Genomic DNA, 21,152 nt, shown 5'->3' with positions numbered 1-21,152 from the left:
TATTGTTAAGTTGTATTTATCAATGCAGGTTGTAATATTAACTGGAATTCTTGCTGGATTTATTCATGTGGTAAGTGGCGCTGATCATCTGATTGCAATGGCCCCATCATCGATTACGAGTCCAAAAATTGCAGCGAGAAATAGTATCTCATGGGGCTTGGGGCACTCTTCAGGAATAATATTTTTAGCCTTTCTAGCAATTTTTATAAAAGATATTACCCCTTTAAGTAAATTTTCTATTTTCGCTGAATTTTTAGTTGGAATTTCTCTTCTTATTGTTGGATTCTTTGCGATAAGAAATTCTTTACATCTAAACCTTCACTCTCACTCTCATCAACATAATGGTGTAGCTCATCATCATTTGCATTTTCATAGTGAAGATCAAAAAAAACATAATAAGCATTCTCATGCATTGACAGGACTAGGATTACTTCATGGTTTAGCAGGTGGCTCACATTTTCTCGCAGTTCTTCCAGCATTAGCTTTACCTCTTCCTAATGCATTTGCTTATTTAATTTCATATTTGAGTGGTTCTTTAGCAAGTATGGTTTTGTTTACTTGCCTAATCTCTGTAACAACTTTAAATGCAGGTCAAAAATTTATTAGAAGGTTAATAGCTTTTGCGGGTGGATTATCTTTTTCTATGGGTTTGTTTTGGGTCCAAAAAAGTACTTCTCTATTTTTGACCTAGAATATTTTTTTAATTTTTGAAGTAACTATTCCAATTACTTTTTCATTATTAATTAATCCAAATTTATTGCTATCATTGCTGTATTCAATATTATCCCCTAAAACTTCTATACTATTTTTACCTACAATTTTTACTCTTTTAATTAACCTAATATTTTTAAGAGGATGATAGATAATTACTATTTGACCAGCTTTCAAAAGTGATTTTTTTTTTATATATTTTTTAAAAAAAACCATGTCACCTTCTTTTAAAGTAGGCAACATGGATTGACCTTTGACGGTTGCTATTTTTCTTAGCCCAAAAAAAAAGGCAATTAAATCGTAAAAACTTTTAAAAATAATTGAACTAGCTAGCTTTTTACAAAAGCATCACTTCTGCCTTTTGATTCCCAGAAGATGTTATGTATCTTTTCTACATAACTCATTAATTCTTCGGCTTGAGCAAGATCAATATTCACTTTACAAGCACTACATAATTTCGCTGCTTTCCAGATTGTTTCATGTAAATCTGGATAAGTTTCTAAGTGAACGGGTTTAAAGTAATCTGTCCATAAGATTAGAATTTCTTTCTTAGTTTCTTTAGCCTGTTCTTCTTTAACTGCTACAAATCTAGAAAACGTATTACTGTAAGCAGCCCAATCTGCTGAGTCTGTACTTGAAGGAGGATTAAGCGCAATTAGCTTCTTTGTCATTGCTAATACTGCTTCAGCAGCGACTCTTGTAGAGGCAGGGTCGTAAACACCACAAGGACCATCACAGTGAGCATGAACTTCCAATGTAGATTTTTTATTTAAAAGAGAATTGACTAATTTAGTTAACATTCGTTTTTTTATATTTGAATATATCTTACTTGTAGATTAACTAAATTGAAAAGTTTTAGTTGTTATTTCTTACTTTAATTGACTTTCAATAATTCAACTTCAAAAATTAAAGTTGCATTTGCAGGAATTACATTTCCTGCTCCTCTTGATCCGTATCCTAGCTCAGGAGGAATTGTTAATTTTCTTTTTCCACCAACTTTCATTCCGGCTACTCCTTCATCCCAACCCTTGATTACTCTCCCTGCACCTAATGGGAAACTGAATGGCCCTCTGCCAATACTGGTATCAAATTGGGTTCCGTCTTCTAGTGTTCCTGTATAGTTTACAGAAACTGTTTGCCCAGAATTTGCTTCATCTCCTTCTCCATTAATTATATCTACAATAATTAAACCACTATCTGTAGTTCTAGAATTGCTTTCTTCTTGTGTTTCTTCTGCCATAGCGAAAAGTATTGGGTTTGGATCTGATGGATCTAATTCAAATATATTGGTATTTGAAACATTAGATGATTTTGCAATAGGTGTTTTATTTACGAATTCAGTTTTTGATTCAGCTGCATTAACAACTTGAGGGGAGTTAAATTGACTAAACAGAGTTAATGAAAGGCAAAATACAAAAATCGTAAAACTAATTAAAACTTCTTTCACTTAATTTTAAAAGTCACTATTTCAATTCTACAGAAGAAGGTACAATAATATATCTTTTAAAAAGAATTAATTTAGAAATTTTATATTATTGATTAATACTCAAAATAAAAAGTTTAATAAGTATTTTGTTCCATGCTTAGGTGGCATTTTTGGAGGAATTGCCACATCTACGCATTTTTGGCTGCTTTTTATGCCATTATCCTTATTTATTTTATGGAGTAGAAGTGATAAAAAATTAGCAAACTTTCTTTGGGGGTTTTTCTTTATTTTAGTAAGTCATTCTTGGCTTTATGAACTTCACCCATTGACCTGGTTAGGTTTTTCGTGGATATCAAGTTTAATTATTTCTATTTCAATCTTGTTTGGTTGCTCAATAATAGGAGGAATATTGGTTTATTTATGGGGTCTTTTAGTTAAAAAAATTCTCCAAAAAAAAGAAATTTCTAATATGAACTCTTTAAGATTAACTATAAAAGTTTTATTGTTATCTTTTGCCTGGGGTATAGGTGAATTCATTCTTTCCCAAACGCCTCTTTTTTGGATTGGTTTGGGGGAAGGAATAGTTCCCGGAGATTTGTATCTTGCAGGTTTAGCAAGATGGATTGGTGCGAGTGGTTTATGTGTAGTGCAGTTAACTATAGGTTTTTGGATATACCTAATTTATGAGAAATGGAAAAGAAAATATCATTTTAAAAAAACATTCTTATTTGGGCTTTTGATTCTCGTCATTTTACATTTCCTTGGAGGTTTAACGAACCCAATTGAAAGAAATAATGACTATCCAGTAGCTCTATGGCAAACTAATATGCCCACAAGAGAAAAAACGAATTTTAAAAATCAATTTATAAATGATAAGTTGATTTCTGCTCAAAAAATTGCTCTATCAAATGATGCAAAACTACTTATTACACCCGAGGGGACTTTAAATAATAATTTCAATTTAAATTTCAAAAGCAAAATAAGGATGTTGGCAGGAGGTTTTAGAAACTCTAAAAATGGCCTAAGAAGTTCTTTGCTTGGATATCAAATTGGGGATAAAACTTATTCATCTTTCATTGATAAACATAGACTGGTACCCTTGGGGGAGAAAATTCCAGGATTCTTAAATATATTCTCAAGAGGACTATCGGCAGTAGGAGGTATTCAGCCAGGATCAGATTCAAGGTTTTTTAAATGGAAATTTACTCAGCCACTTGCAATAGCAATTTGTTATGAAATTACTGATGGATTTAAAATAAGAAATGCTGTAAAAAGTGGGGCAGAACTAATAATTTCAGCAGCTAACTTAGATCCCTATCCAAGGAAGCTTCATTATCAATTTCTATCTTTGGCCAGAGTAAGAAGTATAGAAAATAAAAAAGATAATATAATTATTTCAAATACTGGTCCTTCAGGATTAATAAGTGAAGAAGGAAAAATAATTAAACTCTTTGATCCTAATACTGAGCAAAATGATGTTGTAAATCCTAATTTTTCTATTGAAAAAACTTTCTATACAACATATGGGGAACGCCCCTTGTTCTTATTATGTTTGTTTTTAATAGGATTAAATTTATATTTTGGAAAATTCACAAATTAATCCGCCTCCTAATAGAATTTCATCTTTATAAAAAACTGCTGCTTGCCCAGGAGTGATAGAGCTTTGGTTATCTTCGAAAATTAATTTAAACTTTTTGGTTAAGTTGTCTTCATTTTTTACAGGAACTAAAATTCCTTTTACGGGTTCACTCCGATATCTTATTTGCGCTTCTACTTCTATTTCTTTTAAAGGTGCTTCAATTGAAACCCAGTTAATTTCTTTTATTATGGCTTCTCTTTTAAAAAGATCTTTTTTATTTGCGACATAAACTATATTTTTTTGTTTATCTAAACTTTCTACATATAAAGGCTCTGGCCAAGCAATACCCAAACCTTTTCTTTGCCCAATTGTGAAATGTTGAATACCATTATGAGTGCCAAGAATTTCTCCATTAATATGCTTAATTTCCCCCTCTTTAGGTTCAATATGATTATCAATAAATTTTTGCATAGATCCATAATGTTCAACTAAACATAGATCTTGACTCTCTGGTTTTTTTGCAGTTCTAAGTCCTAATCTTAAGGCCTCTTTTCTTGTCTCTTCTTTTTTAAGATTTCCGAGGGGAAGTATTAATCTGCTTAATACCTCTTGGGAAAGACTGTAAAGAAAATAACTCTGATCTTTATTTCTATCAGCCCCCCTTAGGAGTAAGAAATCCTTGAATTGGAAATTTTCATAGTTTTTGATGTTCTCGCAAGAAACTTTTTGAACTCTCGCGTAGTGACCAGTAGCAATATAAGTAAACTCTTTTTGTTTAATAACAAAATTGAGCATTTCTTCAAATTTTACATTTTTATTACACATCGAGCATGGAAGTGGAGTGAAACCGGATTCATATCCCTCAGTAGTCTTTTTAACTACTTCCCTTTCAAAAATTACTCTTGAATCCAATATATTATGATTAATTCCTAAATCTTCACATAGACCTGCAGCGTCAACTAATCCTTCGGAACAGCATGAGCCCTCTCCTTTCATTAACCAAAGAGTTAGGCCTTCAACTTTCCAACCATCTTCTATAAGAAGAGCTGCAGATAGTGAACTATCTACTCCACCTGAAAGACCAACAATTATTTTTTGTTGTTTTTTAGATTTATTATTTATAGAAGAACAGTTCTCTAATTTTTTATCCTTTAAAGTCTTTAACATGGAAATTTAAAATTTTGAACAGTTTTTAATTGCTTTGAACTAATTATGAAAGAAATTGGATGGCCAACAATTGACTCTAAACATCTAGTTGTTTATTCAAAGCAAATGTTGGATTTAGAGAATGAAATTTTTTCTCAAGGAATGCCTCAAGAGGCTTTGATGGAAAAGGTTGGAATTCAACTATCTAAATGGCTTTTGAAAAGAAAATCTCTTTTAAAGAAGGGAGTAATCGTTTTTTTAGGTCCTGGCCATAATGGTGGGGATGGGGCAGTAATCGCTAAAGAGCTTTTTTTAAAGGGATACCTAGTTAAATTATGGTGCCCATTTCCTTTAAAAAAAACAATAACGATTAATTATGTAAATTATCTTACATCTCTTGGAGTAGAAATATTAGGAGATTCTCCCAATCCTGAAGGGAAAGACTTATGGATTGATGCTATTTTTGGGAATAATCAAAAAAGAAAAGTTGATGAGGAATTAATTGAATTATTTAATAAAAAATTTGAAAAAAGGTCTGGTAAGGTTGTAAGCATAGATGTTCCAACGGGTTTATGTCCTAATTCTGGGAAACCCTTCTTGAAAAATGCTGTAAAAGCTGATTTTAATTTAGTTGTCGGTCTTAATAAGATTGGATTATTACAAGATACTGCACTACCTTACGTTGGCGAATTACATCATATCGATATAGGTATATGTAGAAGTCAATTATGTAAATTAGAAAGTAAGATTTTAAAAATTTCTTATCAAGATTTAAGAACAATTAAGCTTCCTTTACTGCCAAAAAATTCAAGTAAATATAAAAGAGGCAGAACATTAGTAATTGCGGGAAGTGAAAAATATCCTGGGGCAGCATATCTAGCAATAAAAGGTGCTATTTCAAGTGGGGCAGGATTTGTATCAGCAATTATCCCTAATTTAGTTTCAAATTCTATTTGGCAAGTTGAACCAGAAGTAGTAGTTACAGGAAGTCTCAGTAGCGACAAAAATGGAAATTCAATTTTATTCAATGCCTTAAAGAATGTTGATTTTTCTGCTTATGATTCAATAGTTATTGGTCCAGGAATTGGCTTGAATGAGGAAGATTGGGAAAAATCAACACAGTACTTATTAGATTTAAAAGGTTTATTGATTCTTGATGCGGATGCACTTAATAGAATTTCTAAATCAAATTTGGGACCTAAATTTTTCTTAGAAAGAAAATCTAAGACTTGGATTACTCCCCATAATAAAGAATTTATGAGGTTATTCCCTGAGATTGACTGTACTAACAAAGTTGAATTAGCTAAAAAAGCTGCAAAAGCATTTGATATAAGTATTTTATTAAAGGGAGCAAATAGTGTTATTGCCAATAACGAAAATGCATGGCAACTTTTTGGAACTGATGCTGAAACTTCGAGAGCGGGTTTAGGAGATCTTTTATCTGGATTTATTGGTGGATGTTCATCAATAGAGTTGTCTTCTAGAGATTACACAAAGACTGAATCTTTAGCAAAATACGTTTTTTTACACTCTTTTGCTGCATCAAAGTGTAAAAAAGGATCAAATGCTTCTTTAATAGGAGCCCAATTATCAAAGTTAATGAGAAAAACAAAAACGAGGCTAATGTCATGAAAGAAACAATTATAAAGAGTTTTTTATAGTTTCTAACACATAACTACACAATTTGCACCTGAAATCTGAAGCAGGTATTAAGTAATCGCGTATTTCAATAAAAGTGTAGGAAAGTTTTAATACCTCAATCTAGGTAAAAAATGGCTGCATCAGCAACAACATCAACTGAACCCCAAAAAAGAAGAGGTAATGACCCTATAAGTTGGTATCTTTCAAATATAGGTCGCGTCCCTTTATTAACACCTGCTGAAGAAATTGAATTGGGTAACCAAGTTCAAAAAATGATGGTTCTAACCGAAGACGGTCAACTAAATGAAAAAACAAAAGAATTTACTCCTCAAGATAAAAGAACTATAAAGATTGGAAGAAGAGCAAAAGAGAGAATGATGAAAGCTAATTTAAGGTTAGTAGTTAGTGTTGCGAAAAAATATCAAGGTAAAGGACTAGAACTTTTAGATCTTGTTCAAGAGGGTTCTTTAGGTTTAGAGAGAGCAGTCGAAAAGTTTGACCCTACAAGAGGATATAAGTTTTCTACTTATGCCTTTTGGTGGATTCGTCAAAGTATGACCAGAGCTATTGCCTGCCAATCCAGAACTATTCGTTTACCAGTTCATTTAAGTGAGAGGCTTGCCACTATAAGAAAAATAAGTAGGGAATTAGCTCATAAACTTGGAGCAATGCCAAGTAGAATTGAAATTGCGGAAGCAATGGAAATAGATGTAGAAGAACTGGATTCTGTATTGAGACAAGCTCTATCTACAAGTAGTTTGGACGCACCTGTAAATGGAGATGATGGTAGGAGTTTCTTGGGTGACCTTATTGCAGACAGTAATAATGAAGAACCCCTGGACCAAGTTGAGCAAAAGATGCATCAAGAGCAGTTAGGAAAGTGGTTAAGTCACTTAAGCGAACAAGAACAACATGTTCTCAAGTTAAGATTTGGGTTAGATGGAAATGAGAGACATACATTAGCAGAAATAGGTAGGTTATTAGAAGTCTCTAGAGAAAGAGTAAGACAAGTGGAACTTAAGGCTCTTAGAAAATTAAGAAACTTAACTAGAAAATTACCTAGTGGGATTTAATTTAATCTTCAGCCCAAATATATTTAGTTAATTCGTTAGAAGGCGGTTCTGGAGCATCTAGAGCATTTTTAACAGATTCAGAGATTTCTAAATCTATTTTTTTCTCTATACTCTTTAATTCCTCCTCTTGAGCAAAATTTCCTTCTATGATCTGATTAGCTAATTTCTTAATAGGGTCCCTTTTGGCCCAGAATTCCTTCTCTTCCTCAGCTCTTAATTCATCTGGGTCGGCTAAAGAATGACCTCTGAATCTGTAAGTTAAACATTCCAGTAATGTTGGACCCTCTCCAGCTCTTGCTCTTTCAACAGCTCTTTGAGCAGCTCCCCTCACAGCTAATACATCCATCCCATCAACTTCTTCACCATGCATACCGAAAGCTGATGCTTTTCTCCATATTTCTGGGTTGCTTGTGGCTCTGTCATGAGCCATGCCAATAGCCCATTTATTATTTTCAACTACAAAAATAATTGGTAATTTCCATAATTGAGCCATATTCAAACATTCAAAGAATTGTCCATTATTACAAGTACCATCTCCAAAGAAAGCAGCTGTTACAGAGTCACTTTGATTGTCACCTACAACTTCTTTTTTGTATTTACTTGAAAAAGCTGATCCCAAAGCAACTGGAATACCTTCTCCAATAAAAGCATATCCTCCTAATAAATGATGTTCCTTTGAGAACAAATGCATAGAACCACCTCTGCCTTTACTGCATCCTGTTGCTTTACCGAATAATTCACTCATTACTTCAAAAGATGGAACACCTGCACTAAGCGCATGAACATGATCGCGATAAGTACTACAAAACCAGTCATGCTTCCTTTTCATTGCTCCAATCACTCCAGTACTGATTGCTTCTTGGCCGTTATAAAGGTGTACAAAACCAAACATCTTACCTCTGTAGTACATCTCAGCACATTTATCTTCAAATCTTCTACCAAGCGTCATGTCTTCATAGAGAAATAATCCGGTTTCACGATCTAACTTCGCTTTTTTAAAGTCCTGAAGATTTGAAATTCTCTCTACGTGTGTTTCCAAGAAAATACCTTAATGAAGTTTTGGTTTGTTAACATTCTAAGCCTCAATGGACGATTTTCATGTTTTTTTTTAATAACTCTCCAAGACATTATGAAAAAAAAATATAAATTGATAAAATTCATCTAAAGGATTTTCAATAGGATATTTGTTTGGAACTTCCATTAGATCACTTTCGTTTAATAGGCGTAAGCCCCTCAGCAACATCTGAGGAAATATTAAGGGCTTTCCAATTACGCTTGGATAAAACTCCTGATGAAGGATTCACGTACGAGGTTTTAACTCAAAGGTCGGAATTGCTTCGCCTTACTGCAGATTTGCTTACAGATCCAGATAGTAGAAGAGATTACGAAAATTTATTACTAAATGGAGCATCAGGTTTAGATTTATCTTCCAATAGAGAGGTTGCAGGATTAATTCTCCTTTGGGAATCGGGCTCTTCTAAAGAAGCCTTTAAAATAACAAGAAAAGCATTGCAACCCCCCCAAACTCCTGCATTGGGTAGCAGTAGAGAAGCTGATCTTACCTTGTTAGCGGCTTTAACATCTAGAGATGCTGCAATACAAGAGCAAGATCAAAGATCTTACTCAAATGCTGCAGATTTTTTACAAGAAGGCATACAGCTTCTTCAAAGAATGGGCAAACTAGGGGAATTACGGAAAACTCTTGAGGAGGACTTAGTGTCGCTTCTTCCGTATCGAATTCTTGATTTGTTAAGTAGAGATCTAAATGATTATGACTCGCATAAAAAAGGTTTAAGTATGCTGGAAAATTTAATAATCAAAAGAGGTGGATTAGAAGGAAAAAATAAATCTGAATATAATGATTTTCTAAATCAGCAAGAATTTGAATCTTTCTTTCAACAAATAAAGCCATTCTTGACTGTTCAGGATCAGATAGATTTATTTTTAGAATTACAAAAAAGGGGTTCAAGTGAAGCAGGATTTTTAGCTTTTTTATCTTTAACAGCAATTGGTTTTGCAAGAAGAAAACCTGCAAAATTATTCGAAGCTCGAAAAATATTAAAAAAACTAAATTTATCAGGACTTGACTCAATGCCATTAATAGGTTGCCTTGATTTGCTTTTAGCAGATGTTGAGCAATCCTCAGCAAGGTTTTTAAGTAGTTCCGATGAGAAGTTAAGAGATTGGTTGAATAATTATCCTGGAGAAAAATTAGAAGCAATATGTATTTTTTGTAAAAATTGGTTAGAAAATGATGTTTTGGTTGGTTATAGGGATATTGATTTAAAAGAAATCGATTTAGACTCTTGGTTTGAAGATAGAGAAATCCAAGAATTTATTGAGCAAATAGAAAAGAAGTCAAATAGAACTGTGTTTAAGTCTGGGCCTCAAAATAAACCTATTTTTCAAGCCCAAGAATCTTTAAAAGATTCAAGTACGGGCCCTGATTTAAATTCGGATAATTTTGAAGAAGGCCGATTACCTTTGCCTGGAGGAGTAAGAGAAGATGGTCAAGAAGTTATTGAAGAAAATATTTATACAGATGAGATTATTAAAAACAAATCAATAGAATTTTATAAGTACGCAATAGAAAAAATTGCTGAATTAAAATTTGTATTTGGAGAAGCCTTAGAGAACTACAGAATATTTAATAAATCTTCCTACCTAACATATCTGTATGCTTTTTTGATTTTATTTGCTTTTGGCCTAGGTGTTGGATTTGTAAGAAATAATCTCAAAAAACCCGTGCAGGAAAAAGAAATAATTGATAACTCGTTATCGATAAATGAAAATAAGAATGTCTTTTATGAAGGTTTAAATCAAGATGATAAAAAGAAAGTTCTCGATAACTCAAAAATTATTCTCTCAGATAATGCAGAAAAAGTTATTTTTTCAGGTGAAGAAATAAAAACTGCTTCTCCCTCCTTAGAAAAAATAGAAAATTTAATTAATACATGGCTTGTTAACAAAAGTAAATTTCTAGCAGGAAAAGGTGAAATTAATTTATCAAAGATAGTTCAAGATGATTTGATTGATAGATTAAAGAAGGAAAGAGAACTTGATATTCAAAAAGGTATCTACAAAAATATCAATGCTAATATCGAAAATATTGTACTTTTAACTCAAACGGCATCAAGAATATCAGTATCAGTTGACTTAAAGTATTCAGAAAAAATATTAAAAATAGATGGGGAATTGATAAATGAAACAACTTTCACTCCTTTTTTGAAAGTTAAATATATTTTAGGTTTCTCAAATAACTCCTGGAAATTAGTTGACTACATTAGTGGTGTTTAGGATTGAGTTTTAGTATCATTTATAATACTTAAAGAAATAATAATAAATAATGTTTGATGAACTTTCTTCACGCTTTGAAGACGCCGTAAAGGGTTTAAGAGGTGAAGCAAAAATTAGCGAAAATAATATTGATGATGCTTTAAAGCAAGTCAAAAAAGCATTATTAGATGCTGATGTTAGTTTATCGGTGGTTAAAGAATTTGTTTCAGATGTAAAAGATAAAGCTATTGGAGAAGAAGTCGTAAGAGGTGTTAATCCCGGACAGAAATTTATAGAAGTAGTTAACAAAGAATTAATAAATATTATGGGAAATGAAAATTCTCCATTAAATAAAAAAGAAACGACACCGACTGTTATTTTGATGGCAGGTTTACAAGGTGCTGGGAAAACAACAGCAACAGGTAAGTTAGGCCTTTATTTGAAGGAGAAAGAAGAAAAGGTTTTATTAGTTGCAGCTGATATTTATAGGCCTGCAGCTGTTGAACAACTTAAGACAATTGGTAATCAATATGATCTTGAAGTTTTCTCAGCGAAAGAAAAAAATAGTAAGCCTGAAGAAATAGCAAGGGATGCTTTAAGTTATGCCAACGCAAATAATATAGATACCTTAATTGTTGATACTGCTGGAAGATTGCAAATAGATGAATCAATGATGGGCGAAATGGTTCGAATAAAACAGGTTACAAAGCCTGATGAAGTTTTACTGGTTGTAGATTCTATGATTGGTCAAGAAGCAGCTGATTTGACGAAGTCATTTCATGAAAAAGTTGGTATAACAGGGGCAATATTAACAAAGTTGGATGGGGATTCAAGAGGTGGAGCTGCTCTTTCAATAAGAAAAATAAGTGGAAAACCAATCAAATTTATAGGTACTGGTGAAAAGATAGAAGCATTACAGCCATTCCATCCAGAAAGAATGGCAAGCAGAATTCTTGGCATGGGAGACGTCTTAACACTTGTTGAAAAGGCACAAAAAGAAGTTGAGCTTGCTGATGCGGAAGTAATGCAAAAGAAACTTCAAGAGGCAACTTTTGATTTTAATGATTTTGTTAAGCAAATGAGATTAATGAAGAGAATGGGATCACTTGGAGGCTTAATTAAATTAATACCAGGGATGAATAAAATAGATGATGGAATGATAAAAAATGGGGAAGAACAATTAAAAAAAATTGAATCAATGATCTCCTCTATGACTTTAGAAGAAAAGCAAAAGCCAGAAGTCCTTGCGGCTCAACCATCAAGAAGACAAAGGATTGCACAAGGCAGTGGATATCAAGCAAAAGATGTTGATAAAGTACTTGCTGATTTTCAAAGAATGAGAGGTTTTATGAAACAAATGTCAAATGGTGGAATGCCAGGAATGGGTGGGATGCCAGGAATGGGTGGGATGCCAGGAATGGGTGGGATGCCAGGAATGGGTGGAATGCCAGGAATGGGTGGGATGCCAGGAATGGGAGGGATGCCAGGAATGGGAGGAGGAAATAGTAATAAATCGTTTAAAAAACAAAAATCTAATAAAAAGAAAAAAGGCTTTGGGGATTTATAGTTTATTAATAGCTACCTTCAAATGATATTATTAAATAATCTGTACTAATTTAAAATGATTAAATTGCGCCTTAAGCGCTTTGGAAAGAAAAAAGAAGCAAGTTTTAGGATCGTTGCATGCAATAGTACTTCTAGAAGAGATGGAAGACCTCTTCAAGAGTTAGGTTTTTACAATCCAAGAACTAAAGAAACTAGGCTTGATACAGAAGCATTAAGAATCAGGCTTACTCAGGGAGCACAACCTACCGATGTTGTAAGAACTTTATTAGAAAAAGGTGGATTACTAGAAAAGAAAGTTAGACCTTCCATAGCTATTGGTAAGGCTAAATTAGAAAAAGAAAAGATTGCAAAAGCCAAGAGTAAAGAGGCTGAAAGTGATAGTAAAGAAGCTGAAAGCTAAAAAATTGTCAAACTTATTATTATTTATTAATTAGATGAAAGAAGTTTCCAAAACTGGTCACTTCACTATAGATTTGCCAAGTTCAGATGCTGCTACTGCATTATCTGGTCCTGGAAATTCTTTTTTAAAAAAATTTGAATCTCTTACTGGTGTCTCCTTAACTATTAGAGGTTTACAACTTGAATTGAATGGAGTAATACCTAAACTTGAGAGGGCGTCTGCATTGGTAGAGCTAACAAGACCAATTTGGGAACAAGGATTAGAAGTCCCAGAAGTGGATCTTAAGGCTGCTCTGAGTTCTTTAAATATGGGAGAATCTTCTTCTCATGCTGAACTTGGAAAAAAGATTCTAGCTCGTTCAAAAGAGGGTAGATATTTAAGGCCTAGAACTATAAGTCAAAAAGAATACGTTGAATCTATAGAGAACTTTGATTTAACTTTTGCTATTGGTCCAGCAGGAACAGGTAAAACATTTTTAGCAACTGTTTGTGCCGCCAGATTATTAAATGAGAAAAAAATTGAAAAAATTGTTTTAACAAGACCAGCCGTAGAGGCTGGTGAGAATTTAGGTTTTTTGCCTGGAGATTTACAGCAAAAAGTTGATCCATACTTACGCCCTTTATTTGATTCTCTACATAGTATTTTTGGATATGATAAAACAAATTCATTAATTGATAAAGGCATTATTGAAGTCGCACCATTAGCATTTATGAGAGGTAGAACCTTAGATAATTCTTTGATTATTTTAGATGAAGCTCAAAATACTACCACTTCTCAAATGAGAATGTTTTTAACTAGGTTAGGGGAAAGATCAAAGATGGTTATAAATGGTGATATCACTCAAATTGATCTAAAAAATGATCAGTTAAGTGGTTTAGTTGAAGCATCAAAAATTTTCTCTAATATCGAAGGAATAAAGTTTTGTTATTTAACTATTGATGATGTAGTTCGCCATCCATTAGTCCAGAAAATTATTAAGGCCTATGAATAAACTATTACTCGGGTGATCCGTACACTGAAATATAAAAAGTTAGATAGAATATAATTAAATAAAAAGGTATAAAAATGCCAGCAAGCAGTAATTTTAATCAAGCTATTCGCGATGCTCAAACTAGCTCAATCGTTGGACCAAATGTAGTACAGAAAGCTCTTCCCTATGTAGGTGGTGGAATGGTTTTAACTTCTTTAGGTGTATTGGCAGGTGTCTCACTGATAGCAACAAATCCTTCACTATTTCAACCTCTTTCTATTGTTGCTTTAATAGCTGAATTGGTTTTATTCTTCATTGCAACAAGTGCAGCCAACAATGCTAATAATGCAAAAGCATTACCTTTGTTAACTGGATTCAGTTTGTTAACAGGATTTACGTTAAGTGGCATAGTTGCTTTGGCCATTGGGACAATTGGAATCGGATCTGTTGGCACAGCAGCATTGGCAACGGGGATCACTTTTGTAATAGCTTCTTACACAGGACAAAGGATGAGCGATAGCGTGGGACAAGCTCTTAGCGGAGTTGTTGGACTTGGCTTGATTGGTTTGTTGATAGCAATGTTTGTTCAATTAATTGGAGGATTCTTTGCTCCAGGTGTTTTTGGAGGTTCAGGTCTTGAATTGATGATTGCAGGATTTGGAACAGTTTTATTCGTTGCGATGTCTTTTTTAGATTTTTACACAATGCCAAGAAGATATAGTGACGATCAATATCTAGCCGGAGCATTAGGTATGTATTTAACCTACATAAATCTATTTGTATTTATTTTAAGATTGATGATTGCACTTCAAGGTGGTGGAAGAAGAAATTAAAAAATAATTTTAACTTAATTTTTATATCTAAAAGCGTAGAACTATCTACGCTTTTTTACTTTGCAATATCAAGAATTTGATGCTTTATAAATTGCTTTTGCTTTTCATTATATTTTTTTGAATTATCGAAGCTATTTCCAAGATTGTCTAAATTATTCATTATTTGATTAATATTTTTAGTAACAGACTTAGTTTCTAAAACTCGCAAAATGCTTTTACATCTCTCTGATATATTTTCCGAATTAGATTTATATTCAAGATTATTATCACTTTCATGAACAATTATTTGGGCAGAGCTCATAATTAGATTTTTAACTACTATTTCGACTACATCATTTCCAGCTTCTTGAAGTTTGAAAACAAATGAGAACGGAAGCTTATCTAATAAATAACAATTTTGATCTGACAATGCATAAGCAAAAAAACCTCTTAAACCGTTTTTTGTTTTAATTAGCTCTGCAACTCTATCCGCCAAAACTTCCTCACTTAAAAGATCTTCTCCCCATTCATTACACCATTGAGCAGATATATTTATTGCCTGAGTAAAAGAAGTTTCTTTTAAGTTTATAGCTTTTTTTATCATTTTTGATCAGAATTTTATTATGGATATTTTAAAAGAGTTTTGACTAATTATAAATCTGGTTTCGTAACTTTACTAGGAAGGCCAAATGTAGGGAAATCTACTTTAATAAATAAGTTAATTGGAGAGAAAATAACAATTACATCTCCTGTTGCTCAGACTACTAGAAATAAATTAAAAGGAATACTTACTACAAAATTTGGGCAAATAATTTTTGTAGATACGCCTGGAGTACATAAACCTCATCATCTTCTAGGCGAAATACTTGTGAAAAATGCAAAATCAGCAATAAATGGAGTAGATATGGTTGTTTTAGTTCTAGATTCAAGTGTTGAACCTGGGAGAGGTGATGAATACATAAAAGATTTTTTAGTTGCCAATAAAACTGAATTTATTGTTGCATTGAATAAATGGGATTTAGTGAATAAGGAATTCAAGAGTCTAAGATTAGATCAATATAGAAAAGTTTTTGGAAATAGTAAAAATTTTCAAATTGTAAGTGCATCTGAAGGAGATGGGTGCTCTGAATTGATTGATATAATTTTAAATTTCCTCCCAATAGGACCAATGCTTTACGAGGAAGAGACAATATGCGATCAACCTCTAGATAATTTATTAGCGGATTTAGTTAGAGAGCAAGTATTAATCAATACAAGGGAGGAAGTTCCCCATAGTGTTGCAGTAAACATAGAAAAAATTAAGGAAATTAAAAGAGATAAGGGTAAAAATTTTACGGCTATTTTGGCTACAATTATTGTTGAGAGAACAAGTCAAAAGGGAATTCTTATTGGTAAAAAAGGTTCGATGTTAAAGACTATCGGTCAGAGTGCAAGATCAAATATGAAGAAGTTAATAAATGGTCCAGTTCACTTGGAGTTGTTTGTAAAAGTTGTTCCAAATTGGAGAAAAAAAGAATCAAAATTAATGGAGCTAGGTTATGAGGTGGATTATTAAATGACTCGTTTCAATTTTGACGTAATTACGTTGTTTCCCAAAGCTTTTGAATTAATCAATAATTTAGGGGTCATAACAAGAGCTTTAGAGAAAAATCTGATTAATGTTAACTTGCACGATTTAAGAGAATACGGAGAAGGTAATTATAGGCAAGTAGATGATAAGCCTTACGGGGGAGGTTCAGGGATGGTTTTAAAACCAGAACCGATCTACAAGGCTCATGATTCAATAGATAAATTACCGAATAGTAAAACTCTATTAATGACTCCACAAGGTAAAGTCTTGAAGCAGCAGGATCTTTTAAGATGGTCTTCTTTGGATCAATTGATAATTATTTGTGGGCAATACGAAGGTTTTGATGAAAGAGTTAGATGCTTGGCTGATGAAGAGGTTTCTATCGGTGATTATGTACTTTCAGGTGGCGAAATTCCTTCTATATCTATAATAAATGGCTTAACAAGATTATTACCAGGAACCCTAGGAGATCCAGGCTCCTTAATAGATGAGAGTCATAATTCTTCTTTATTAGAATATCCTCATTACACTAGACCTTTAATTTTTAGAGAAATGAGGGTACCAGATATTCTGGTTAGTGGTAATCATGAAGAGATTAAATTATGGCGTAAGCAAAAAATGTTAGAAAGGACCTTGGATAGAAGAAATGATTTGATTTCGAATGATGACTATAAAAAATTACCAAAAAGTAAGAGAATAAACAGAGACTCAAATGAAATAATGAAATTCCGAATAGGTAATGGATATGATATTCATAGATTAGTGGAGGGGCGGGACTTAATAATTGGAGGAGTTAAGATGCAGCATCCTGATAATTTAGGACTTGATGGTCATAGTGATGCTGACGTTCTTAGTCATTCAATAATGGATGCATTATTAGGAGCTCTATCTCTTGGAGATATTGGAAAATATTTCCCACCATCTGATCAGAAATGGAAAAATGCTGATAGTTTATTTTTATTATCTAAAGTTATTGAATTAATTAGAAAGGAAGGTTGGGAAGTTAATAATATTGATAGCGTTATCGTGGCTGAAAGACCAAAAATTAAACCCCATGTGCAACTAATGAAGAATAATATTTCCAATACCTTACAAATTAATGGTAGTTTTATTGGAATAAAGGCTACCACAAATGAGAAATTGGGACCTGAGGGTAGAGAGGAAGGAATAAGTTGTCACTCTGTAGTGTTGCTTGAGAAAAAAGAATGAAAATAAAATTTAATGTTAAAGAGAAAATAAAAAACCTTTCTTTTTTATTTATTTTTCTATTCATTTTTCTTTTTCAAATCAATTCTCCAACCCTTAATGCTCTTCCCATGGATACTTATCAAAGTGGACCTGTCACAGAAGAATTAAGACTTAAGATTCCTTCTGAGTTTAAAAAAGTATGGCTTCAGGCTGAAAAAGAAGTTTGGGAGCCTTGGTTATCTATTCAATCTGGTTTTTTAGGTAGACAAATATTCTGGGATAAAGAAAAGGAAGAAGCTTTAATATTGGTAAACTGGGAAAATAAAAAACTATGGAAAAGTATATCAATGAACGAAGTAAATGAGGTGCAAGAAAAATTCGAAGAAAACGTTAAAACATCTTTGAATACAAATGTTAATCCTTTTGAATTAATTTATGAAGGAGAGTTAGTTAAACAAGGATGAATTTAGATATTAGGTTTGACTTCCAGAGAAGAGGAAGAATTGGACTTATTGAAGCGATTTGGGGTGCAGATAAAAGTATAGATCAATTGGAGAGAGTGTCTAAAGAAGTCTTAGAAAAAAAAGAAGTAGTTTTTATTACGCGTATTGATAAAGAAAAAGCTGCACATTTATTAGAAATCTTTAAGGAGGGGAGATTTATTGAAGAAGCAAATTGCTTTATAATTGGTGAAAATTTAAATAAATTCTCGACAAATAAAAAAGTAGCAATAATCTCAGGAGGCTCTAGTGATTTAGCAGTAACACTTGAAGCTAAATTATCTCTAGAAATTTATGGAGTTAGCTGTCAAACTTTTATAGATGTAGGAGTAGCAGGACTTCATCGTTTATTCAGTGAAATAGAGGAAATTAATAAATACGATGTTCTTATAGTTTGTGCGGGAATGGAAGGAGCTCTCGCAACTGTTATTGGAGGATTATTATCTCAACCTATAATTGCGGTGCCGGTTTCCATAGGGTATGGAGTTAGTAAGAATGGAGAAACTGCTCTAAATAGTATGTTATCAAGTTGTGCTCCTGGGATTTCGGTTATGAATATAGACAATGGTTATGGAGCGGCAATGGCTGCGCTAAGAATTATAAAAAGGATTTGCTAAAGGTTAATTATGTTTTTCGATTTCTAATAAATTCTCTATCCATAAATTTAGTTGTTTAGAAAGTAATCCTTCTTCCCGCATTTTTATAGCCTTTATAACAACACTCGTATTTACCCATTCTGGATATCTTTTGGTCATGTATTTAATCTACAGTAATTATAATTTGATATAGATTTCTCTAAAAACAAGCTCTTAGTAACAAAATTAATATATTATGTTCGATTTGGTACCTAATCTTGATAATTCTGAAGAAGTATCATCACCTTCTACATTTTTTAATCTTTCGATTAATTCGGATAAATCTTTTTGGGCTAATTCACCATTCGGCTCCCATTTCAAAGATCTTGAATTTTGATTTAGGTTTTCTTTCATTTTCTTGTTAAAGTATTAAAAATATAAAATGAAAAAATTAAAAATTGGGTTATTGTTTCATGCTTAACGTTAAAAAAATATGAAGATTTCCGAATTTCTACTACATAGTAAATTATCCGCCTCCAACAATAGATACGATTTCTAACTTATCGCCTTCTTTAAGTATTTCACTATCCCATTTTTTTGAGTTAATAATTAAGTCATTTACTTCGACTACCACAGTATTTTGCTTATATCCTAGGAATTCTAAAGTGCTTGAAAGTAAAGCATTTTCATTTTCTAGTTCTATTTTTTTTTCTTTACCGTTAACACTAATTTTCATGGGATAATTCTTTTATGATAATCATAGCTTCATCTTTTGGATCTTCTGAATTTAGCAGCCCAGAAACTATTGCAACCTTACTAATTCCATGATTTTTTAGAGAAGAGATATTTAATTTATTAATTCCTCCTATTGCAAAACAAGGAATATTTAGTTCTTTTGTTAAGGCCTTAATTTTCTCTTCACCGAGAGGTTCTTTATTTTTCTTTGTCAAAGTTGGAAAAACTGGCCCGACTCCAATGTAATCGCATCCATCTTTTACAGCCTTATTGATGTCAGTTGAATTGTTGGCTGAAACTCCAATGATTTTTGAGGCACCAAGTAATTTTCTTACTGTTTTTATATCGAGGTCGTCTTGACCAAGATGAACACCATCTGCCTTTGATGCCAATGCTATATCTAATCTGTTATTAACGATGAACAAAGAATTATATTTCTTACATAATTTATTTATTTCAATTGCCTCTTTGAGATGGTCTTTATCATTACCTTCTTTAAATCGATGCTGAATTATTTTTACCCCTCCTAATAATATTTTTTCAATTATTTCTAATAAGTTTTCTCTTGGGTCTGTTATCGAATATAAATTGTTTTTACTAATTATTGATTGTGCTCTCTTACGAGTATTGAAATTTAATATTTCAATTTCTAAAGTGTAAATTTCATATCTAATCTCGGAAGCTATTTTAGAAAGTTTACTATTATGAATCCTTGAAAATTCTTCAATAACTCGAAGCGCTTCTTGAACTCTTGCAGAATTAGAACTTATTATTTTAGAGGAACTATTCCTGTTGATTTGTTCGACATGAGATAACCCTTTGCATTGATCTTCAATATGGTTTCTTGATAATTTATAAATTTCTAAATGATTTTTACCTAATATTTGTCGGAAGTTTTTTATTCTTATAACAAAATCTTCATTACCCAAGCCAAATCTGGCCCAGTCCTCCAAAACCCTTAGACCTTCTCTTGCTCTATCTAAATTAGCGTCAATAATTTGAGATATTCGTAAATCTTCAGGTTGAATTATGTTTGGGTTTTTCATATAGAAATTTATTTATTATGCTTACAAAGAATTTTTAATGCATTTTCTCTGTCTTTTGTAATTTGATTAGAGAGTTCATCAATATTTTGAAACTTGATTTGTGATCTTAGCTTCTCAATAGGTTCTACTGATAAATTTAGCCCATATAGGTTGATATCTTTATTAATTAAATGAACTTCAACAGCAGATGGCAAGAGAGGATCAATAGTTGGTTGAGAACCAAGATTCATAACAGAGGCAATTTTATTGGAAGAATTATTTATCGTAGACCATGCTGCATAGACTCCTTCACCAGGTAAAAATTTTCTTCCATCTATTTCAAGATTTGCTGTAGGAAATCCTAGGCTCTTCCCAATACCTTTTCCTTTAACTACTTTTCCTTTAAAACTGTATGGCCTATTAAGTATTTTAAAAGCATTCTTTAAATCACTTTTTTGTAATAAATCTCTTATTCTGCTGCTGCTAATTCTTCCTCCCTTATCCTCTAAAATTGAAATGATTTTTAGTTTTATATCCAAATCTTTTGTGGCAAGTTTAATTGTATTAATATCTCCACTTCTTTTGAAGCCAAATCTAAAATTAGCCCCTACTGAAATACTTTTTGCTTGTAATTGATTGATCAAAATATTTTTAATAAATTTCTCTGCACTTAATTTAGAAAGATTCTTATCAAAGGGAATTAGAACCAATTGTTCTATGCCAAGATCTTCAAGGATAGGGAGCTTTTCCTCTGGTAGATCAAGTCTAAGACGAGTTTCTTTATAGAGCACTTCTCTTGGATGTGGCCAAAAGCTTGCGATTGTGGGTGTGTAATCATTTTCTTTAACAACACTTTCTATTAATTTTCTATGACCCGCGTGCAGACCATCAAAACTACCAATAGCGATTGAGGTGGGCTGCTTAACTTCAGATGGTGATATTAAAGAGATCACAAGATA

At 32.4% G+C, this 21,152-nt stretch carries 24 protein-coding genes; 13 read left to right on the top strand and 11 right to left on the bottom strand.

Annotation, left to right across the window (positions count from 1 at the left end; all coding sequences use genetic code 11):
* Positions 1-22: 22 nt before the first annotated feature.
* Entirely contained in the window at positions 23-691 is a 669-nt protein-coding gene (locus tag TX50_RS06950; protein WP_011132930.1) for a hypothetical protein, read from the top strand.
* Here TX50_RS06950 and sodX read toward each other — a convergent pair.
* From sodX to TX50_RS06935, 3 genes are all read right to left on the bottom strand, one after another.
* On the bottom strand, positions 688-978 hold the full coding sequence (sodX, locus tag TX50_RS06945) for a nickel-type superoxide dismutase maturation protease (protein WP_225866787.1): 291 nt from the start codon (positions 976-978) through the stop codon (positions 688-690). The genes TX50_RS06950 and sodX overlap by 4 nt on opposite strands.
* A gap of 62 nt (positions 979-1,040) precedes the next feature.
* Positions 1,041-1,511 (bottom strand): superoxide dismutase, Ni, encoded by a 471-nt coding sequence (gene sodN / locus TX50_RS06940; RefSeq protein WP_011132928.1) that lies wholly within the window; start codon positions 1,509-1,511, stop codon positions 1,041-1,043.
* A gap of 74 nt (positions 1,512-1,585) precedes the next feature.
* Positions 1,586-2,158, bottom strand: a complete 573-nt coding sequence (locus TX50_RS06935; protein ID WP_011132927.1) for an FKBP-type peptidyl-prolyl cis-trans isomerase — start codon at positions 2,156-2,158, stop codon at positions 1,586-1,588.
* A gap of 88 nt (positions 2,159-2,246) precedes the next feature.
* On the opposite strand from TX50_RS06935, the gene TX50_RS06930 reads away from it, so the two are divergent.
* Positions 2,247-3,737 carry an apolipoprotein N-acyltransferase gene (locus TX50_RS06930; protein WP_011132926.1) on the top strand — a complete coding sequence of 497 codons (1,491 nt, stop codon included), beginning with the start codon at positions 2,247-2,249 and terminating at the stop codon, positions 3,735-3,737.
* Here the strand turns inward: TX50_RS06930 and mnmA are convergent.
* A complete protein-coding gene (mnmA, locus tag TX50_RS06925; protein ID WP_011132925.1) occupies positions 3,711-4,883 on the bottom strand; it encodes a tRNA 2-thiouridine(34) synthase MnmA in 1,173 nt (390 codons plus the stop codon). The genes TX50_RS06930 and mnmA overlap by 27 nt on opposite strands.
* 45 nt (positions 4,884-4,928) lie before the next feature.
* Here mnmA and TX50_RS06920 point away from each other — a divergent pair, with 45 nt between their 5' ends.
* Positions 4,929-6,494, top strand: coding sequence for a bifunctional ADP-dependent NAD(P)H-hydrate dehydratase/NAD(P)H-hydrate epimerase (locus TX50_RS06920; RefSeq protein ID WP_011132924.1), 1,566 nt, complete (start codon positions 4,929-4,931; stop codon positions 6,492-6,494).
* A 140-nt stretch (positions 6,495-6,634) separates the two neighbouring features.
* Positions 6,635-7,576, top strand: a complete 942-nt coding sequence (locus TX50_RS06915; protein WP_011132923.1) for an RpoD/SigA family RNA polymerase sigma factor — start codon at positions 6,635-6,637, stop codon at positions 7,574-7,576.
* Position 7,577: 1 nt separating this feature from the next.
* Here the strand turns inward: TX50_RS06915 and pdhA are convergent, their stop codons facing one another.
* A complete protein-coding gene (gene pdhA, locus TX50_RS06910) occupies positions 7,578-8,615 on the bottom strand; it encodes a pyruvate dehydrogenase (acetyl-transferring) E1 component subunit alpha (RefSeq protein WP_011132922.1) in 1,038 nt (345 codons plus the stop codon).
* 149 nt (positions 8,616-8,764) lie between these two features.
* Between pdhA and TX50_RS06905 the strand changes: the two genes are divergently transcribed.
* The 5 genes from TX50_RS06905 (at position 8,765) to TX50_RS06885 (ending at position 14,621) form a co-directional block, all read left to right on the top strand.
* Positions 8,765-10,873 carry an IMS domain-containing protein gene (locus TX50_RS06905; protein ID WP_011132921.1) on the top strand — a complete coding sequence of 703 codons (2,109 nt, stop codon included), beginning with the start codon at positions 8,765-8,767 and terminating at the stop codon, positions 10,871-10,873.
* Between the two features lie 49 nt (positions 10,874-10,922).
* Positions 10,923-12,419 (top strand): signal recognition particle protein, encoded by a 1,497-nt coding sequence (gene ffh, locus TX50_RS06900; RefSeq protein WP_011132920.1) that lies wholly within the window; start codon positions 10,923-10,925, stop codon positions 12,417-12,419.
* Between the two features lie 54 nt (positions 12,420-12,473).
* Positions 12,474-12,818: a 30S ribosomal protein S16 gene (rpsP, locus tag TX50_RS06895; RefSeq protein ID WP_011132919.1), complete on the top strand. Its 345-nt coding sequence runs from the start codon at positions 12,474-12,476 to the stop codon at positions 12,816-12,818.
* 34 nt (positions 12,819-12,852) lie between these two features.
* Positions 12,853-13,809 (top strand): PhoH family protein, encoded by a 957-nt coding sequence (locus TX50_RS06890; protein WP_011132918.1) that lies wholly within the window; start codon positions 12,853-12,855, stop codon positions 13,807-13,809.
* A gap of 74 nt (positions 13,810-13,883) precedes the next feature.
* A complete protein-coding gene (locus TX50_RS06885) occupies positions 13,884-14,621 on the top strand; it encodes a Bax inhibitor-1/YccA family protein (protein WP_011132917.1) in 738 nt (245 codons plus the stop codon).
* A gap of 55 nt (positions 14,622-14,676) precedes the next feature.
* Here TX50_RS06885 and TX50_RS06880 read toward each other — a convergent pair whose 3' ends face one another.
* Positions 14,677-15,204, bottom strand: coding sequence for a hypothetical protein (locus TX50_RS06880; RefSeq protein ID WP_011132916.1), 528 nt, complete (start codon positions 15,202-15,204; stop codon positions 14,677-14,679).
* A gap of 39 nt (positions 15,205-15,243) precedes the next feature.
* Between TX50_RS06880 and era the strand changes: the two genes are divergently transcribed.
* Genes era through larB form a run of 4 tightly spaced genes read left to right on the top strand, consistent with a single transcriptional unit; the run spans position 15,244 to position 18,475 of the window.
* On the top strand, positions 15,244-16,155 hold the full coding sequence (gene era, locus TX50_RS06875) for a GTPase Era (RefSeq protein WP_011132915.1): 912 nt from the start codon (positions 15,244-15,246) through the stop codon (positions 16,153-16,155).
* A complete protein-coding gene (trmD, locus tag TX50_RS09360; protein ID WP_011132914.1) occupies positions 16,156-17,379 on the top strand; it encodes a tRNA (guanosine(37)-N1)-methyltransferase TrmD in 1,224 nt (407 codons plus the stop codon).
* Positions 17,376-17,822: a TIGR03792 family protein gene (locus TX50_RS06860; protein WP_011132913.1), complete on the top strand. Its 447-nt coding sequence runs from the start codon at positions 17,376-17,378 to the stop codon at positions 17,820-17,822. The genes trmD and TX50_RS06860 overlap by 4 nt, the downstream gene beginning before the upstream one ends.
* Positions 17,819-18,475: a nickel pincer cofactor biosynthesis protein LarB gene (larB, locus tag TX50_RS06855; RefSeq protein WP_011132912.1), complete on the top strand. Its 657-nt coding sequence runs from the start codon at positions 17,819-17,821 to the stop codon at positions 18,473-18,475. The genes TX50_RS06860 and larB overlap by 4 nt, the downstream gene beginning before the upstream one ends.
* Positions 18,476-18,478: 3 nt before the next feature.
* On the opposite strand, the gene TX50_RS09955 is transcribed toward larB, so the two are convergent.
* The 5 genes from TX50_RS09955 to TX50_RS06840 all read right to left on the bottom strand — a co-directional run bounded on the left by TX50_RS09955 (position 18,479) and on the right by TX50_RS06840 (position 21,146).
* The gene (locus TX50_RS09955; protein WP_011132911.1) at positions 18,479-18,613 is read right to left on the bottom strand and encodes a hypothetical protein; all 135 of its coding nucleotides are present in this window, start codon (positions 18,611-18,613) and stop codon (positions 18,479-18,481) included.
* A 66-nt stretch (positions 18,614-18,679) separates the two neighbouring features.
* Positions 18,680-18,847, bottom strand: a complete 168-nt coding sequence (locus TX50_RS09780) for a hypothetical protein (protein ID WP_011132910.1) — start codon at positions 18,845-18,847, stop codon at positions 18,680-18,682.
* A 112-nt stretch (positions 18,848-18,959) separates the two neighbouring features.
* Positions 18,960-19,169 (bottom strand): sulfur carrier protein ThiS, encoded by a 210-nt coding sequence (gene thiS, locus TX50_RS06850; RefSeq protein ID WP_011132909.1) that lies wholly within the window; start codon positions 19,167-19,169, stop codon positions 18,960-18,962.
* On the bottom strand, positions 19,159-20,214 hold the full coding sequence (locus tag TX50_RS06845; protein WP_011132908.1) for a thiamine phosphate synthase: 1,056 nt from the start codon (positions 20,212-20,214) through the stop codon (positions 19,159-19,161). The genes thiS and TX50_RS06845 overlap by 11 nt, the downstream gene beginning before the upstream one ends.
* 8 nt (positions 20,215-20,222) lie before the next feature.
* Positions 20,223-21,146, bottom strand: a complete 924-nt coding sequence (locus TX50_RS06840) for a bifunctional riboflavin kinase/FAD synthetase (protein ID WP_011132907.1) — start codon at positions 21,144-21,146, stop codon at positions 20,223-20,225.
* Positions 21,147-21,152: the final 6 nt, after the last annotated feature.

Origin of the sequence: Prochlorococcus marinus subsp. pastoris str. CCMP1986, assembly GCF_000011465.1 — a bacterium.
Classification (GTDB): Bacteria; Cyanobacteriota; Cyanobacteriia; order PCC-6307; family Cyanobiaceae; genus Prochlorococcus_A; species Prochlorococcus_A pastoris.
Note: the sequence above shows the minus strand (reverse complement) of the source record. Positions and strands in the feature narration are given on the sequence as shown.

Coding starts and splice junctions, on each gene's coding strand:
- TX50_RS06950 (WP_011132930.1), top strand. CDS start 23: ATGCAGGTTGTAATATTAACTGGAATTCTTGCTGGATTTATTCATGTG.
- sodN (WP_011132928.1), bottom strand. CDS start 1,511: ATGTTAACTAAATTAGTCAATTCTCTTTTAAATAAAAAATCTACATTG.
- mnmA (WP_011132925.1), bottom strand. CDS start 4,883: ATGTTAAAGACTTTAAAGGATAAAAAATTAGAGAACTGTTCTTCTATA.
- TX50_RS06920 (WP_011132924.1), top strand. CDS start 4,929: ATGAAAGAAATTGGATGGCCAACAATTGACTCTAAACATCTAGTTGTT.
- TX50_RS06915 (WP_011132923.1), top strand. CDS start 6,635: ATGGCTGCATCAGCAACAACATCAACTGAACCCCAAAAAAGAAGAGGT.
- ffh (WP_011132920.1), top strand. CDS start 10,923: ATGTTTGATGAACTTTCTTCACGCTTTGAAGACGCCGTAAAGGGTTTA.
- rpsP (WP_011132919.1), top strand. CDS start 12,474: ATGATTAAATTGCGCCTTAAGCGCTTTGGAAAGAAAAAAGAAGCAAGT.
- TX50_RS06890 (WP_011132918.1), top strand. CDS start 12,853: ATGAAAGAAGTTTCCAAAACTGGTCACTTCACTATAGATTTGCCAAGT.
- TX50_RS06885 (WP_011132917.1), top strand. CDS start 13,884: ATGCCAGCAAGCAGTAATTTTAATCAAGCTATTCGCGATGCTCAAACT.
- TX50_RS06880 (WP_011132916.1), bottom strand. CDS start 15,204: ATGATAAAAAAAGCTATAAACTTAAAAGAAACTTCTTTTACTCAGGCA.
- trmD (WP_011132914.1), top strand. CDS start 16,156: ATGACTCGTTTCAATTTTGACGTAATTACGTTGTTTCCCAAAGCTTTT.
- TX50_RS06860 (WP_011132913.1), top strand. CDS start 17,376: ATGAAAATAAAATTTAATGTTAAAGAGAAAATAAAAAACCTTTCTTTT.
- larB (WP_011132912.1), top strand. CDS start 17,819: ATGAATTTAGATATTAGGTTTGACTTCCAGAGAAGAGGAAGAATTGGA.
- TX50_RS09955 (WP_011132911.1), bottom strand. CDS start 18,613: ATGACCAAAAGATATCCAGAATGGGTAAATACGAGTGTTGTTATAAAG.
- TX50_RS09780 (WP_011132910.1), bottom strand. CDS start 18,847: ATGAAAGAAAACCTAAATCAAAATTCAAGATCTTTGAAATGGGAGCCG.
- thiS (WP_011132909.1), bottom strand. CDS start 19,169: ATGAAAATTAGTGTTAACGGTAAAGAAAAAAAAATAGAACTAGAAAAT.
- TX50_RS06845 (WP_011132908.1), bottom strand. CDS start 20,214: ATGAAAAACCCAAACATAATTCAACCTGAAGATTTACGAATATCTCAA.